Raw genomic sequence first — 15,319 nt, 5'->3', positions numbered from 1 at the left:
CTAGCCCTACACAAATGATTCCTTCAAAGGGAATCATTCGAATTAAAAGGAGGCGGCAGGTGAATGTAAATGAAAGATAAACGGATAGAGGCCAAGCAGGATTATATGAAGGGGATGACGTACCAGCAAATTGCTGATCATTACAATGTCTCGATCCATACCGTCAAATCGTGGAAAAGGCGATACGGATGGCAAAGACAAAAAACTTCGTCAAAGCAAGCACACTCAATCTTCAATCAATTTCTTTCAGATGAAACGATTGAAATCATGGAGAAAATGGATGGACGCACATCGCTTGATTTAATCTGGGATCAAATTCAAATTCAATATGCAGCCATTATTCGGGCGCAGCGAATCATGTATGTAGCAGATCAAGAGGACATGATCAAAGAGTTGAAAAAGGCGGCATACATGCCTTCTTCATTAGAAGAAACAGGAGAAGGCATTCAGCCAGAACTAGACATCACCTCAGAAGAATATTCGTTTCAATTTTCATGGGATCGGCATGCGACGTTTCTAAATGCACAATCCCGTGCAATGGGTGAACTCAGGCGTTTAATAAAACAGTTTGAAGAGCTCGCACATGCGAAGGATGAACGAAGATTAAGGCTGAAACAAATTGAACTGACGATCGAAAAAACAAAAAAAGCAGTGCGTGAAGAAAAAGAGGAAGATCTTCAAATCATGATCAAGCGAAAAGAGGACGACTCATGACGCCATTGATTGAAAAAGAAGTCAATCCTCACTTTGAACACTTTCTATTCGATTGGAATCAAAAGTTTCAATTTTTAGTTGGAGGCTATGGCTCCTCTAAAAGCTATCACATTGCTTTAAAGCTCGTCTTAAAGCTGCTGGAAGAAAAGCGGACAGCACTTGTCATTCGAGACGTGTATGATACGCACCGCGAATCAACCTTTTCTTTATTACAAGAGATCGTCAGCGACCTCGGCATCGACCATGTGGTGAAGTGCCGAAGTTCGCCGCTTGCACTGACGTTTCGAAACGGCAGCAGCATCTTATTTAAAGGGCTGGACAAACCTGAAAAATTGAAATCAATCAACAACATCTCGATCATTTGGATTGAGGAATGTTCAGAGGTTTCTTATGAAGGATTTAAAGAGCTGCTTGGAAGGCTAAGGCATCCATCCTTACCGCTTTATATGATGTTATCGACCAATCCTGTTGGTCAGGATAATTGGACGTATAGACATTTTTTTCGAGATGAACAGCTGAAGCGTTTTGTTTTAGATGATGAAACCTTATACAAAAAGCGAACCGTTGTTATCAAGGATACGTATTACCATCACTCCACGGCAGAAGATAATCTATTCCTTCCTAAAAGCTACGTGAAGCAGCTGGATGAGCTGAAAGAGTATGATCCAGACCTCTATCGCATTGCGAGGAAGGGATATTTCGGCATTAATGGCACAAAGGTTTTTCCTCAATTTGAGGTGAGAAGCCATTCTGATGTATTAGAAGCCATTCAGCAGATTGACAGACCGCTGAAACGAGCAGGCATGGATTTTGGATTTGTTGAATCATACAATGCGCTCATTCGGCTAGCTGTCGATCATGAAAAAAAGTACTTATATATTTATTGGGAATATTACGACCGCGGGAAAACAGATGATGAAACAGCCCTTGACTTGAAAGAGTTCATTGAATCAAAAGAACTGATTAAAGCCGATGCAGCCGAACCTAAAACCATTCACTATTTTCGGCAGCGCGGCTTTCAAATGGTGGCGGCACATAAGTTCCAAGGCTCACGTTTACAGTATACAAAAAAGATCAAACGGTTTAAGAAAATTATTTGTTCTGATGCATGTCCATATACCATCTATGAACTTCAATCACTAACCTATAAGGCAGATAAGGATGGACGTCTAGAAGAAGATGAATTTCAAATCGATCCACACACATTATCAGCCATCTGGTATGCGCTGGATGATTATGAAGTGACAGATTTGAAACAGACTGCCTCGGAGCGTGTCCGTCCAAACAGAGAGAGGAGGTCCATACAATGAAACAATTGAAAGCAACCATTATGAAGGCAAACATGTCTGATCATACAAAACAAATGTATGCAGATGAATTTTCCTACGAAAAGGATGACATTGTTCCCCCGCCTTACAATATTTATGAATTAAAAAGTATGGCAGAATATTCAACCATTCTTCAGCAATGTATTGATGCGTATAAGACCAATATTTTAGGCTTTGGTTTTGGTGTAGAATATGCCTTTGACTTTAATGCAGAAGGCGTGAAACCGGCAAAAAAGAAGGCGGCAGAGAAGGAATGGACAAGACTTGAAGAGTTTACGAAATACATGAACTATGATGAGTCTGCTGATGTGGTGCTTGGCTATGTCATCGAAGACCGGGAGAAAACAGGGAATGGTTTTTTAGAAGTTCTCCGAGATGGCCAGGGAAAGCCGGCAGGAATCGAGTATTTAGATGCGCTCCATATCCGCATTTGCAAGCTGAGTGAGCCAGTCGACGTCGAATTTCGGTATACAGAAAACGGCGAATTGAAAACAATGAATCGAAAGAAGCGATTCCGTAAATATGTGCAGGTGATCAATGAAAAGAAAGTCTTCTTCAAGGAGTATGGTGATCCGCGCATTTTACATTGTGAAACAGGCAAATACGATGACACCACCCCAGAGTCGCTGCGTGCAACAGAAGTGATTCATTTTAAAATCGGCAGTGGAACGTATGGGATTCCCCGCTGGATTGGCAACATCGTCAATATGTATGGGGCACGCAAGGCAGAAGAACTGAACTACCTTTATTTTAAACAAGGGCGGCACGTACCTGGTGCCATCATTGTCGAAAATGGAATGCTGTCTGAGTCATCCTATCAGCAGCTTCAAGATTATATGGACGATATAGAAGGCTCTGATCATGCACATAAGTTTCTATTGCTTGAAGTCGAAGGTCTCCCGACGGAAAAAGGGTTAACTGGAGAAGAAGATGTTTCAAATGTCAAAGTGAACTTCAAATCCCTAGCAGAGATCTTGCAAGAAGATGCACTCTTTTTAGAATACGATGAAAAAACAAGAAACAAAATCCGCTCTGCTTTTCGACTGCCGCCTATTTATACAGGTGAGTCTCAAGACTATAACAAAGCGACAGCCGATACGGCGCGGAAAACAACAGAAGAACAGGTATTTCAGCCTGAACGGCACCTCATCACAGGGAAACTCAATACCCTTTTCCTGCCGGATCTTGATATTTGGCATGTCCGTTTCCTATTAAATGGTCCTGACTTTAGAGACCCATTAGAGATTGCCAAGGTTCTGACACCATTTATTCAGGCTGGGGCAGTGTCACCAAACGATTTGCGAGATCTGGCGGGACGTATCCTTGGGAAAACGTTAGAGGAATGGCCGGAGGATCTCTATCACAGACCTTTAGAAAGCCGCATGACATCAGCTGAACAACAGCCTCAACGAGAGCCAGATCAGTTGAAAGAATAAACCGAAGCGCGTGCGCTTTTTTGAAAGGGGGTGAACATATGCCAAGAGAATTAAAAAACGCAAAAATTACGCATGTTTCCTACGTGGACAGAGCCGCAAACAAAAAGAAATTCTTTTTGATGAAGGCAAAGAAAAGCCAGCCTGACTTTCAAAAAGAGGTGAGTGTGCTGACAAAGGCAGAAGATGCTCATCGCCTTGTGTATGGTGTCGTGTATGAACCGAATACACCTGATGCACACCAAGACTTTATGTCTGCCAAAGAAATTGAAAGAGCAGCACATGGTTTTATGAAGGATGCCCGCCACATTGATAAGCAGCATGATTTTCAACATGGTGTTGGAGAAGTGGTTGAATCATACATTGCACCAGCTGATTTTGAAGTAGGCGGTGAGCTGATTCGAAAAGGATCTTGGGTGCTTGTAACAAAGGCTTCTCAAGAGATTTGGGATCAAATTCAGAAAGGCCACATTACAGGATATTCAATGGCAGGAACGGCGGACATCGTAGCAATTGAAGAACAAGATCAGCTCCTATCTCAAAGCACGAATGAGAGAGGGCTTTTTTCTTTGCTGAAAAATTTCTTTTTGAAAGAGGAAGGTGCAAACATGTCACAACAATTTTGGAGCGTTTTAGACCACCTGCTGGAAACCTTACAGTCAAGTGATGGTGATGAGGCGGGTGTAAGATCAGCGCTTGAGCAATTGCTGCCAATCGTGCAGGAGATTTTGAAGACAGAAGATGTGCTTCAAACGATTGGTGAAAGGCCAGCCTCCGTACAAAAACAAGACGCCGCTTTGACGACGGAGCAAGTACGAGAGCTTGAAAAAGCAAAAATGGCCATCGAAAACGTCTTACAGCATGCTGAACAGCAGGAAACAGATCAAACTGGAGAAGAACCTGTCCAAAAGGTGCTTGAGCAAGCCGTAGCACCAATTCGTCATCAGCTTTCTTCTTTAGAGAAATCAGCCAGCAGAGAAAAAGCTGCGCTTGAGCAAGTGCTTCAGCAGCAGCTTTTGCCTATTTCAGAGCGGATTCACATGCTTGAAAAAGCGCGCGGCATGTCAAAACAAACAATCCACGATACACAAAACGACAGTACAAAGCCCATATGGGATGGCTTACTATAAGCCTAAATAAGGAGGAAATAGTGTGAGAAATCAAGAGTTGATTCGCAAGGCCGAAATGACACTTGCCAGCTTAAAAACCGGCGGTCTCATGAACGCAACCCAATCCAACACATTCATTAGAATGATGCAAAATACACCAACCGTTTTAAATGATGCACGTATCATTCCAATGGAAAGTGATTCACAAAAAATCGAAAAAATCGGCTTTGGCCAGCGTATTTTGCGCCCAGCAGAAGAAGGCAAAGCGCTTGATGCGAAAGACCGTGTTGTCCCAGCGACAAGCACTGTCCAGCTAAATGCGAAAGAGGTCATCGCAGAGATCCACATGACCTACGACAGCATTGAAAACAATATTGAGAAAGACGGCATTCAGCAGACGATTATGCAAATGCTCGCTGAACGAGCAGCGGTTGACATTGAAGAGCTCATCGTCAATGGCGATACGACTTCAGCAGATCCATTTCTAGCTCAAATGGATGGCGTGAGAAAACAAGCAGTATCTCATATCGTAGATGCAAATGGAGCGGAAATCAGCCGCCAAATGTTTAAGCAAGCTTATAAAGCGATGCCGTCAAAATATTTACGCGTTCCTCAGGATTTCCGTTTCTACACATCCCCAAGCTTAGAAGTTGAATGGAAGGATCAAGTAGCAAATCGTCAGACGGGCCTTGGAGATGCGGCCATTCAAGGCGGACTTTCTTCTGCATTCGGTGTGCCGGTCAAAGGTCTTGCCAATATGCAGCCATATGACGAAGCGGGAACAGATGTATCAGATATTTTGCTGACACATCCTAAAAATATTATCGTAGGTTTCTCTCGAAATATTCGAATTGAAGTAGAAAAAGATATTCGCAGCCGTAAATTTATTATTGTCCTCACAGCGAAGCTAGACAGCAAATTTGAGGAAGAGGATGCTGTAGCAAAAGTGATGAAAGTGAAAGAGTAGGTGACGGCAGACCATGATCATTTCTGCTGAAGAACTGCAGGCCTATTCTGTATTTGATCGTGTGAAAAATCGATCTGTAGAAAGACTGACAGCAGATATTATCGAAGCAGAAGCTGCGGTATTTCAGATCGTAGGTCACGATTTCTCAAGCGAAAAATATCAGCCTCTCCCTGAAAAAGCAAGAATCGCATTATTAAAAATGGCCCAATATTTTGCCATGCTGAATGATGACGAATCTATGATGAAAGGCTTTACGTCAGAGAAAATGGGCGATTATTCATATGCAAAGGCAGCTGATCAAGTGAAAGGCAGACCCTATGTATATGCCTTGCTAGTAGATTACATTGAACCAACATTAACTGCCGGCAGTGCCAAACTAAAGGTGAGATCATTATGAGCTATCAATCTCTATTAACAGATCGCTGTGATCTTTTTCACCTTGAACATAAGGAGTCTGCCCGCGGGAAATTTGGAATTCCAGCTGATGATTTACAAATGACACTTTCCTATCCCCACGCTCCCAGCCTGACCGATCTAGCTTGTTATGTCATAGAAAAGAACCAGTCACTTGTGCAAGAAGAGCCGAATACAGTCATTTATCAATCCTATCTTGTCCATTTTCCTTTAGGAAGTGATATTCGCTTGCATGACAAAATGGTGTGGAATGGCGTGTCACTCAAATTACAGCAGCCTAAAAAAGTGAAAAATCATCACATCGAAGTGATGGCAGTCAGGAAGGAAAATCTATGAAAATTGATGGACTTGGACGGCTGATTTCACAACTGCAGACAGCGTGTGATGGCGGCTTAAAGACAGAATACCAAGATTGGCTGGAGGACATGGGCCTACAGTTTTTAGACATCATTCAGGATGAATTAATCAAGGAGAATGCTGTTGATACAGGCCGGCTTCTAAGATCCTTTACACAAGGCGACAAGGAGAATCATTTTCTCATGTCAAAAGGCGGTCTCACACTGGAAGTAGGAACGCAGCTTGAATATGCCTCCTATGTCAATGACGGACATGCCATTTCTTCAAGTGGAGAGCGAAGATGGGTGCCTGGCAGATGGACTGGCAGCCGCTTTGAATATGATCCGAATGCAAGTACAGGAATGATGCTTGCCTCTCAATGGATTGAAGGTAATGGCTACTGGGATCATGCTGTCATGCTCTATGAGCAAATGTTTGAACAGTCGCTGGATCGAAAGCTGCAAAGCTGGTTCGATCGACATTTTGGGAGGTGATGGAATGAATCAAGAAGTCGGGGCAATCATGCATTATATCTACACACACTTTCCTGTGACAATGTATGATCGTCTTTTGCCAGAACGCTTTCAAGTGCCATCTGTTTATGTGCCGCCTGTGACAGTGATCAGTGGTCCAGATACGGTTTCTACCTTTATGAAATCTTATTCGCTACAAGTGAAAGTCTTTCATATTGATACAGAAAAAGCACATGATGCGGCAGAAACAATCGTTGATGCATTGCTTGCTGATCGTCAAATCATTCAGATGATGAGTGAAGACGGAGAGGTGCTTGATGATTATGTCCGCATAAAAAGAGTGGAAACAAGAATGATAGATCAAGGCGTAGCAGCGATTGTCCTGACATGGGATAGCAGCTATTGGTACAACCGGGACAAACAGGCAAGCCTTGAAGATATCAACTTTTCAGATGGGGTGATCAAACGTGAGCAAGACTAAAAATGCACAGCCCGCTCAAACAGCCGGCGAAGAAAAAGAATTTGGCTTTTCATTTGAAGCCTTAAAGGAGCACAGCAAGGATCTTTTTGGGGTCAAACCAGAAATCCTTGAAGGCGCTCTTTTTTATATCAAAGATCAACCAATTACAAAAACAGAAGCAAAAAAGCACATTGATGCTTTTTTGTCCAAGGAGGTTTAAAGGATGAACGGAGGCACTTTTACACCAGGTACAGAGAAAAAGCGTCCTGGCATTTACTTTAATTTTAAAACAACAGCAGAGCAGCGAATTACTTTAGGTGACCGAGGTACGGTGGCACTTCCTCTTGTGATGAGCTGGGGAGAACCAAAAACCTTTATTTCCGTTTCAAATATGGAAGACTTAAATAAGAAGGTTGGACTTAACATTGATGATAAGTCACTTCTTCTTTTCCGTGAAGCAAAGAAAAAAGCGCAAACGGTCTTGCTTTACCGCTTAAATGAAGGGGAGCCGGCTAAAGCTGAAATTGCTGAAAACTTTGTGGTCACAGCAAATTATGGCGGCCTAAAAGGAAATGAGATCACAGTACAAGTGGCAGAAAATGTACTTGATAGCACAAAGCGCGATGTTATCACTTATCTGGGAACAGATATTGTGGACAAACAGGTTGTCACTGATGTCAAAGATCTTGTGAAAAACAAGTACGTTCAATTTTCTGGTGAAGGTGAAGCAGTCATCACAGCTGGTGTGGCACTAAGCGGCGGGAAAAACGGCGTGGCAAGTGTTGCAGATTATACAGCTTTCCTAGAAGCAGCAGAAACAGAATACTTCGATGTCATTGCCCTTCCAGTCGATAATAGTGAGCAATTAAAAGCAACCTTCGCTTCATTTATCGATCGTTTACGTGATAAGCAAGGACGTAAGGTGCAAGGGGTTGTGGCTAATTACGCAGCTGATCAAGAAGGAATCATCAATGTGACAAGCGGTGTTGTACTCGAAGATGGAACAGAACTAACACCTGCTCAAACAACAGCATGGGTCGCAGGTGCAAGTGCCGGAGCAAACTTCAATCAGTCACTCACCTTTGTTGAATACGAAGGAGCAGTCGATACATTAGAACGCCTTGACAATGATCAAGTAGAATACCGATTATCACAAGGGGAGTTCATTTTCACCTTTGATGCGAGAGATCGCACGGTGAGTGTTGAAAAAGATATTAACTCCTTGACAAGCTTCACAGCTGAAAAGAACCAGCAAATGGCGAAAAACAAAATCATTCGTGTGCTTGATGCGATCAACAATGATTTAACTTTCGAATTAAAAAATCTGATTAAATTACGCAAAGCCAATGGCAATGACATTCCAGCATCAGATGATGGTGTGCAGCTTGTGAAAACACTGATTACCCAGTATCTCACACAGCTTCAAGATGGCAGCGGCATTACAGGCTTTAACTCAGAAACAGATATCGTGATCGGCCTCAATGAAGATCGTGATGGATTTATCATCGATTTAGCGGTTCAACCAGTAGATGCAGCAGAAAAATTCTATTTCAATGTGGAGGTGAAGTAAGATGGCTTTTAAAGCGCAAAATACAATTTCAGGTAAAGAAGGTCGTCTTTTCTTAGAAGGTGAGGAGCTTGCATTTATCAAAACCTTCGAAGCAAACGTGGAGAAAAACAAATCAGAAGTGAACGTCATGGGCCGCCGAATGACTGGTCATAAAACAACGGGAGCAAACGGAACAGGAACGGCAACCTTTTATAAAGTTACATCTCGTTTCGTTCAATTGATGCTCAATTACGTGAAAAAAGGAGAAGATCCATATTTCACTCTTCAAGCTGTCATTGACGATAAATCATCAGGCCGTGGCACTGAGCGTGTGACATTATTTGATGTCAACTTTGATTCAGCTAAAATCGCTGGATTGGATGTTGATTCAGAGGCGCTTGAAGAAGAAGTTCCTTTCACGTTTGAAGACTTTGATCTTCCTGAGAAGCTGAAGAATACTTTCTAAGAAAAGTGGAGGAAATCAGCTAATTAATTAGCAAATTAAAAACTGAATATGCTATAATGCAGTTGTAATACAGCCGTCTTGAAGCCGTCTAAATTTCGTCTGGCAGCGTCTTGTATTCGATTCATTAAAATATGTTTACATGCAAAGCTATTTGCATACAATAAAAAAGCCAGGATGCTCTAACATCCCGGCAATGTACAATGAGGCCCTCAAAGGGGCTGGCTAATCAATTTAGATAGTTTTTAGGATAGACTTCCCCTTCAACCGTCCAAAGCTCAAGGGGAGTCTATTTTTTGTTTATATAAGTCAACAAAGTAAGGATAAACATCCCGAATAAAAACATGAGGGAAATCGCTTCAAATGTTGACATATGCATCACCCCCTTCCTATCGGGGATGAGCCAGACGCCCTTGAGCAAGCCATTCAATTGTACAATTAAAATTATACATGAAAAGATTGGAAAGCACATTCAAAAAATGGATGTGCTTTTTTGCATTCAAAAAAACATAACAAAGGGAGTTTTTAAACATGAGTGAAAAACAAACATTTGATCTTTCATTTTTTATGCCAGGACAAACAGTAGAAGCGGAAGAAGTCAAAGTACCGATTTCTAAGCGTTTTGTTGATAAAAAAGGGAATGTCATTCCTTTTGTCTTTAAAGCTATTACAACTGAACGTATTGATGAACTGGAAAAAGAAAACACAACCTTCAAAAATGTCAAAGGCAGAGGACGTGTAAAAGACTTAGACAGCCAGCGCTTCTACGCACGTATTGCAATTGAATCGACGATTTACCCAGATTTCCGTTCAAAGGAATTAAGAGAAGCCTACAGCACACAAGATCCAGTTGAAGTAGCAAAACGTGTCCTGTCAGTTGGCGGTGAATATGCGAACTGGTTAAACAAAGCGATCGAAATCAACGGATTCGAAGATGAAATTGAAGATTTAGAAGAAGCAGCAAAAAACTAATAAAAGATGGGGATAAAGAAGCCGTGTTTTTATATTACGCGATGCACGAACTTCACTACTCCCCATCTGAACTCCTTGATTTATACGAATCACCAAGACCATTCAAAGCATTTCTTTTCGGACTGATCAGCTACAAACTAGACATGCTAGAAAAAGAAGCAAAGAAAGGAGGTAAGTAAATGGCGAAACTTACAGCGCGATTTGAATTAGAAGACCGGGTTTCGAATAAGCTATTACGCATTCAAAAACGGTTTCAAACGTTTGAGAAGCAGCTCAAACCATTTAGAAAACCGGTGAAAATAAGCCTAGAAATGGATGAAAAGAAGCTGAGAAATCTCACTTTATCTCTCCGGAAAATTTCAGCTGTTTCCATGACACTGGATCAGGGAATCTATCGTGATCTAAAATCATTAAAAAATCAGTTAAATATGTTACCGAATCATATGGTCATATCCATTCAAGCAAAGGGACTGGATGTCATTAAAACCAGCATAGATCGTTTGAGACAAGTGGGGACAAGTCCCATGATGATGACGTTTAAATTGAACGATCAATTATCAGGTAAAATATCATCAATCAAAAAATCAATCCTTCAGCTCATCAACAGAACGTACTATATGAGATTAAACATGGTTGACCAAGCCACCGCAGCAATTCAACGAATCAAAAAGACACTCAAAAGCTTGACGATGTCCAAACACGAAATCAGAGTGTCAGTTCAAGACAATGCAAAAAGTAAGCTGAAAAAACGAGATCAGGCAGAGTCTGTTGTGAAAGAAAAAACCATAAAAAAAGAGCCTGAGGCTGCTAGTCCGTCAGCTAAAACGGATGAACCTAAACAGAGTTTGCTACAGAACTTTGCCAATAAAGGATTAAATGAAATTCAAAAATATGCAGGTGACGTTGCAGACAAAGTGAAGGAAAAATTGAGTCCTAGAAAGTTTTGGGATGAAAAAGCACTTCCTTGGGTTGAAAATAAAATAGAAGAGTACAAACAAGATGTGATCGGAAGAATTAAAGAGAAGATTAAATTTAATCCTGAAGAAAAACTAGATCAATGGGTGAAGACTGGATTAGATCGCCTCTTTGGTACAAGTGATCAATCAAGTGAAAACAACAGTACCACTCCGGCGCCAACAACAGCGCCAACAACAGCACCAACAACAGCTCCGACAACTGCACCAACATCAACACCATCTAATTCGGCTCCTAAAACGCAGCCTAAGCCGCGAGGTGGAAAAGGTTTGTTTCGCAGTAGTTGTTGCCCTTGTTGTGCAAGAGGTATAAGCAGCCGAGGATCTACTAAAGCGAGAAATGGCCGTTCACCGAGACGACCAACAAATCCAAATGCCACATCAAGAACCGAAATGAATAGAAGGCCTCCAAGTAAATTAGGGAAACTGAAAACAAATGCAGGTAAGTTATTTGGAAAAATCCCTAGTGGACTAAAGAAAGGTGCGGGTATCGCAGCTTCAGTTGGTGGCCTTACGGGTCTAATGAAAGGTGGCAAGGGGTTAAGTGGACTAGGGGATGCGGTGAAAAATATCGGTAAAGGGAGCGGTAAATTATTAAAGAAAGTACCTATTCTAGGTGGTTTACTTAGTGCAACAAATTTAATCGGTATGAAAAAAGAGAATGCTGGTGAAAAGATCGGTACGACTGGAGGCGGTATCGCCGGCGGGATGGCAGGTGCAGCAGCAGGTGCAGCTATTGGAAGCGTAGTTCCAGGAGTAGGTACAGCCATCGGTGGTCTAGTAGGCGGCATTGCTGGAAGTATGGGCGGCGAATCTATCGGTGAAACGATCGGAAAATGGTTTGATGGCGGCGGATTTGAAAAGATTGGCCAAAAAGCCATTGAAATTAAAGATCAAATTGTTGAAGTTTGGTCAACAGTTGCGACTTGGTTCACAGAAAATGTCTGGACACCATTAAGCAGCACGGTTGTCACAGTAGCATCATCCATCTGGTCGAGTTTAGTCAATGCCTGGACATGGATCCAAGAAACATTCAGTACAGTTGCGGGGTGGTTTATTGAAAACGTCTGGACACCGTTAAGCGGTACAGTCGTTATGGTAGCAACGACCATCTGGTCAAGCCTAGTCAATGCCTGGACGTGGATCCAAGAAACATTCAGTGCAGTTGCAGGGTGGTTTATTGAAAACGTCTGGACACCGTTAAGCGGTACAGTCGTTACGGTAGCAACGACCATCTGGTCAAGCCTAGTCAATGCCTGGACGTGGATCCAAGAAACATTCAGTACAGTAGCAGGCTGGTTTATCGAAAACGTCTGGACACCGTTAAGCGGTACAGTCGTTACGGTAGCAACGACCATTTGGTCAAGCCTAGTCAATGCCTGGACGTGGATTCAAGAAACATTCAGTGCAGTTGCAGGGTGGTTTATCGAGAACGTTTGGACGCCGCTAAGCAGCACAGTTGTTACAGTCGCTACAGGGATTTGGACAGCATTATCAAATGCATGGCAAAAGATACAATCAATCTTTGGGGTTGTATCGACATGGTTTATGGAAAATGTGTGGAATCCACTTGTAGATACGGTAGGAACCATTAAAGACAGTTTCGGGGAAAAGTTTGAAGAAGCGTATAAAGTCGTGACAGATATATGGGATGGATTATCCAAATGGTTTGAGGACAACATTCAAAAGCCGATTGTAAAAGTAGCAGAAGCTATTGGTGAGGGGTTTTCTAAAGCGTTTGGTTGGGTCAAAGATTTGTTTAATAAGGCTAGCGGTGGGGTTGATTTTGTATTGAAACAAGTCTTTGGAACCCCTGATAAAAAAGCCACAGGCGGCTATATCACCCAGCCAACCTTATCATGGGTCGGTGAAGCAGGTAACGAATTTGTCATTCCAACTCAAAATAATCGAGGACGTGGAAAGATGCTGCTGGCACAGGCTGCTTCTCAACTTGGAATGTCTGTTGTACCAAGCGGAGCGGCAGGAACTCAAGTGTCAAGCTCTCCAGCACCTACAACTGCATCAGCTTCTGTAGGTTCAATGAGCGGAGGCGGATCAGTCTCAATGAATGCGAACATTCAAGCCTCCAGCATTGGCGAGCAATTTAATAACGATTTTGAACAAGGGTTAAACCGTAAAGTGATCTCTCTTGATCAATGGAAACAAAAGAATATTCAGCAGCCTTTTGGTCAATTGACATCAGACTCAGGTAAGTATGGTCAACAAACGGTTTCTGCCTTTGCAAATGGTCAGCAGATGACACCAACAGGAACAGATAGCTTCTTGCAAAGTCGTGTAAAAGCACCATACCAACAAGTGATGACAGCATCACCAACTTGGGGTTCTGGGACGGTGAGTGGTTTTGCGGCAGGTCAAAATGCCACATCAATTGGCACGAGCCAATACGTAGACCAGCACATCAAACAACCATTCCTGCAAGCAAAACAAGAATCACCAGGCTGGGGTTCTGGAATGATTGACGCCTTTAACAGCGGCATGCGTTCCAAAGGAAGCGAAGTCACGCAAGCAGCCAAAGAAATGGCGAAGAAAGTAGAGCAGGCGTTTAGAGAGGAATTAGACATTCATTCCCCTTCACGCGTCATGATGAGTCTTGGGAAATTTGCATCGATCGGTGTCGTCAAAGGGCTTGATTCAGTTGATGTGAAAAAATTTGCTGAAAATCAGGCTGGTTCATTAATCGGTGCCTTCAGCGGTATGGGAGCTTCAGGGCTTAATATTAAACAATGGCTCATGGCAGCTCTCATGGCAACTGGCACATCTATGAACTGGCTTCCAGGTCTGATGACTATCGCGCAGCATGAATCAAATGGAAATCCGAGAGCGATCAACTTATGGGATTCCAACGCCAAAAAGGGAACACCTTCTAAAGGCTTAATGCAAACCATTGGAACGACGTTTAACGCCAATAAAGGCAAGGGCATGAATGACATTTGGAACCCAATTCATAATGCCGTAGCAGCCATTAACTACATTAAGGGCAGATATGGAACAGTCTTCAACACGCCGGGATTACGAAGTATGAGAAGAGGCGGCCCTTATAAAGGCTACGCAAATGGCGGATTGATTACTCAAGAGCAGGTTGCAAGAGTCGGTGAAGGAAACAAACGCGAATGGATTATTCCTGAAGAAAGAGGCATTCGCGGAAGGTATTTATTGACGCAGGCAGCCAAGGCACTTGGGATGCAAGTATATGATCCATCAAATGCATCTGCTCCTTTACCAGAAGCACAGATGCAGCAAGTCACCTCAGCTCAGTCTACTGGCAGTACAACATCGTCAGGTAATAAACAGATTACGATTCAGTTCAATGGAGATCAGCATTTCCATAATGGACAAGATCAGCAATCGCTAGTAGAAAAAATTAAACAAATGCTTGTAGATGAACTAGAAGTAGAGCTTCATACAGGAACGAAGGGGGTCGTGATCGATGGGTAAATCAGTGTATCAATTGTGGATTTCCCAAGGAAAGGACAAGTTGCGATTCCCTGTCCTTCCATCCGAACTCGAAATCACAAATAACGTACAAAATGAAACAGTGAAGGTCGCCTCTTTTGGAGAATTGACCTTTATTGACGTACCATCGGCGAAACAAGTATCATTCACCTCATTATTTCCTAAGAAATATTCGCCGATTGCTGAATATAAAAGCATTCCATCACCAGAGAATGCAATAGCGAAAATTGAACGAATGATGCGTTCAAAGAAATCTGTGCGGTTGATTGTAACTGGGACAAAAATCAATATGACGTGCAGCATTGAAAGCTTCACCCACAAGGAAGGTTCATATGATATTGGCGATCGTGAATTTACGATCGAGTTAAAGGAATATAAAAGCGCATCGCCCAGGAAAATCAAACGAAAGAAAAAAGCAAAACAAACGAAAAAGAAAAGGCCTTCAAAAACACCACCAAAAATGTACACTGTCAAAAAAGGGGATACGCTATGGGCCATTTCTGGCCGATTTTATGGCGACAGTACAAAATGGCGGCGTATTTGGAATGCCAATAAATTAGCGATGATTAAACGTAGCAGGCGGAATATTAAACAGCCGGGGCATTGGATTTTCCCTGGACAAAGGTTAAAAATACCACAATAGGGGGGCTGGC

17 protein-coding genes are annotated in these 15,319 nt (G+C 42.4%); 16 read left to right on the top strand and 1 reads right to left on the bottom strand.

The features are described from left to right. The first annotated feature begins 69 nt into the window (after positions 1–69). From terS to ACN6NB_RS14260, 12 genes are read left to right on the top strand one after another with little or no spacing between them, the layout of a single operon-like run. Complete coding sequence (terS, locus tag ACN6NB_RS14315; protein ID WP_024423266.1) at positions 70–714, top strand: phage terminase small subunit; 645 nt, start codon at positions 70–72, stop codon at positions 712–714. 8 nt (positions 715–722) lie between these two features. Beyond that, the gene (locus ACN6NB_RS14310; protein WP_180272438.1) at positions 723–2,024 is read left to right on the top strand and encodes a PBSX family phage terminase large subunit; all 1,302 of its coding nucleotides are present in this window, start codon (positions 723–725) and stop codon (positions 2,022–2,024) included. After that, positions 2,021–3,478 carry a phage portal protein gene (locus ACN6NB_RS14305; protein ID WP_474253399.1) on the top strand — a complete coding sequence of 486 codons (1,458 nt, stop codon included), beginning with the start codon at positions 2,021–2,023 and terminating at the stop codon, positions 3,476–3,478. The genes ACN6NB_RS14310 and ACN6NB_RS14305 overlap by 4 nt, the downstream gene beginning before the upstream one ends. 38 nt (positions 3,479–3,516) lie before the next feature. Then, complete coding sequence (locus ACN6NB_RS14300; protein WP_058838048.1) at positions 3,517–4,605, top strand: XkdF-like putative serine protease domain-containing protein; 1,089 nt, start codon at positions 3,517–3,519, stop codon at positions 4,603–4,605. Between the two features lie 22 nt (positions 4,606–4,627). Then, positions 4,628–5,551 carry a phage major capsid protein gene (locus ACN6NB_RS14295; RefSeq protein ID WP_024425904.1) on the top strand — a complete coding sequence of 308 codons (924 nt, stop codon included), beginning with the start codon at positions 4,628–4,630 and terminating at the stop codon, positions 5,549–5,551. 13 nt (positions 5,552–5,564) lie between these two features. Continuing rightward, positions 5,565–5,948 carry a protein YqbG gene (gene yqbG / locus ACN6NB_RS14290; protein WP_039181000.1) on the top strand — a complete coding sequence of 128 codons (384 nt, stop codon included), beginning with the start codon at positions 5,565–5,567 and terminating at the stop codon, positions 5,946–5,948. Then, entirely contained in the window at positions 5,945–6,301 is a 357-nt protein-coding gene (locus ACN6NB_RS14285) for a YqbH/XkdH family protein (protein WP_474253398.1), read from the top strand. Before yqbG ends, ACN6NB_RS14285 begins: the two co-directional genes overlap by 4 nt. Then, on the top strand, positions 6,298–6,795 hold the full coding sequence (locus tag ACN6NB_RS14280) for an HK97 gp10 family phage protein (protein WP_268465808.1): 498 nt from the start codon (positions 6,298–6,300) through the stop codon (positions 6,793–6,795). Before ACN6NB_RS14285 ends, ACN6NB_RS14280 begins: the two co-directional genes overlap by 4 nt. A 4-nt stretch (positions 6,796–6,799) precedes the next feature. After that, complete coding sequence (locus ACN6NB_RS14275) at positions 6,800–7,255, top strand: phage tail terminator family protein (RefSeq protein ID WP_039180991.1); 456 nt, start codon at positions 6,800–6,802, stop codon at positions 7,253–7,255. Beyond that, positions 7,242–7,454: a YqzN/YkzM domain-containing protein gene (locus ACN6NB_RS14270; protein WP_039180988.1), complete on the top strand. Its 213-nt coding sequence runs from the start codon at positions 7,242–7,244 to the stop codon at positions 7,452–7,454. The genes ACN6NB_RS14275 and ACN6NB_RS14270 overlap by 14 nt, the downstream gene beginning before the upstream one ends. A gap of 3 nt (positions 7,455–7,457) precedes the next feature. Beyond that, a complete protein-coding gene (locus tag ACN6NB_RS14265; protein ID WP_126682248.1) occupies positions 7,458–8,804 on the top strand; it encodes a phage tail sheath family protein in 1,347 nt (448 codons plus the stop codon). Between the two features lies 1 nt (position 8,805). Continuing rightward, entirely contained in the window at positions 8,806–9,249 is a 444-nt protein-coding gene (locus tag ACN6NB_RS14260; protein WP_024423257.1) for a phage tail tube protein, read from the top strand. Between the two features lie 286 nt (positions 9,250–9,535). Here ACN6NB_RS14260 and ACN6NB_RS14255 read toward each other — a convergent pair whose 3' ends face one another. Then, complete coding sequence (locus ACN6NB_RS14255) at positions 9,536–9,592, bottom strand: putative holin-like toxin (protein WP_231730857.1); 57 nt, start codon at positions 9,590–9,592, stop codon at positions 9,536–9,538. Between the two features lie 185 nt (positions 9,593–9,777). Between ACN6NB_RS14255 and ACN6NB_RS14250 the strand changes: the two genes are divergently transcribed. From ACN6NB_RS14250 to ACN6NB_RS14235, 4 genes are read left to right on the top strand one after another with little or no spacing between them, the layout of a single operon-like run. After that, positions 9,778–10,218, top strand: coding sequence for a phage tail assembly chaperone (locus tag ACN6NB_RS14250; RefSeq protein WP_012011040.1), 441 nt, complete (start codon positions 9,778–9,780; stop codon positions 10,216–10,218). Between the two features lie 41 nt (positions 10,219–10,259). Next, the gene (locus tag ACN6NB_RS14245) at positions 10,260–10,397 is read left to right on the top strand and encodes a hypothetical protein (protein ID WP_095285871.1); all 138 of its coding nucleotides are present in this window, start codon (positions 10,260–10,262) and stop codon (positions 10,395–10,397) included. Next, complete coding sequence (locus ACN6NB_RS14240; RefSeq protein ID WP_474253397.1) at positions 10,398–14,648, top strand: transglycosylase SLT domain-containing protein; 4,251 nt, start codon at positions 10,398–10,400, stop codon at positions 14,646–14,648. Further along, positions 14,641–15,309, top strand: coding sequence for a LysM peptidoglycan-binding domain-containing protein (locus ACN6NB_RS14235; protein WP_098677634.1), 669 nt, complete (start codon positions 14,641–14,643; stop codon positions 15,307–15,309). Before ACN6NB_RS14240 ends, ACN6NB_RS14235 begins: the two co-directional genes overlap by 8 nt. Positions 15,310–15,319 lie beyond the last annotated feature (10 nt).

Source organism: Bacillus sp. 11B20, assembly GCF_056098985.1.
This window is presented reverse-complemented; position numbering and strand designations above follow the sequence as displayed.

Coding starts and splice junctions, on each gene's coding strand:
- ACN6NB_RS14265 (WP_126682248.1), top strand. CDS start 7,458: ATGAACGGAGGCACTTTTACACCAGGTACAGAGAAAAAGCGTCCTGGC.
- ACN6NB_RS14240 (WP_474253397.1), top strand. CDS start 10,398: ATGGCGAAACTTACAGCGCGATTTGAATTAGAAGACCGGGTTTCGAAT.
- ACN6NB_RS14280 (WP_268465808.1), top strand. CDS start 6,298: ATGAAAATTGATGGACTTGGACGGCTGATTTCACAACTGCAGACAGCG.
- ACN6NB_RS14250 (WP_012011040.1), top strand. CDS start 9,778: ATGAGTGAAAAACAAACATTTGATCTTTCATTTTTTATGCCAGGACAA.
- terS (WP_024423266.1), top strand. CDS start 70: ATGAAAGATAAACGGATAGAGGCCAAGCAGGATTATATGAAGGGGATG.
- ACN6NB_RS14285 (WP_474253398.1), top strand. CDS start 5,945: ATGAGCTATCAATCTCTATTAACAGATCGCTGTGATCTTTTTCACCTT.
- ACN6NB_RS14260 (WP_024423257.1), top strand. CDS start 8,806: ATGGCTTTTAAAGCGCAAAATACAATTTCAGGTAAAGAAGGTCGTCTT.
- yqbG (WP_039181000.1), top strand. CDS start 5,565: ATGATCATTTCTGCTGAAGAACTGCAGGCCTATTCTGTATTTGATCGT.
- ACN6NB_RS14275 (WP_039180991.1), top strand. CDS start 6,800: ATGAATCAAGAAGTCGGGGCAATCATGCATTATATCTACACACACTTT.
- ACN6NB_RS14305 (WP_474253399.1), top strand. CDS start 2,021: ATGAAACAATTGAAAGCAACCATTATGAAGGCAAACATGTCTGATCAT.
- ACN6NB_RS14300 (WP_058838048.1), top strand. CDS start 3,517: ATGCCAAGAGAATTAAAAAACGCAAAAATTACGCATGTTTCCTACGTG.
- ACN6NB_RS14235 (WP_098677634.1), top strand. CDS start 14,641: ATGGGTAAATCAGTGTATCAATTGTGGATTTCCCAAGGAAAGGACAAG.
- ACN6NB_RS14245 (WP_095285871.1), top strand. CDS start 10,260: ATGCACGAACTTCACTACTCCCCATCTGAACTCCTTGATTTATACGAA.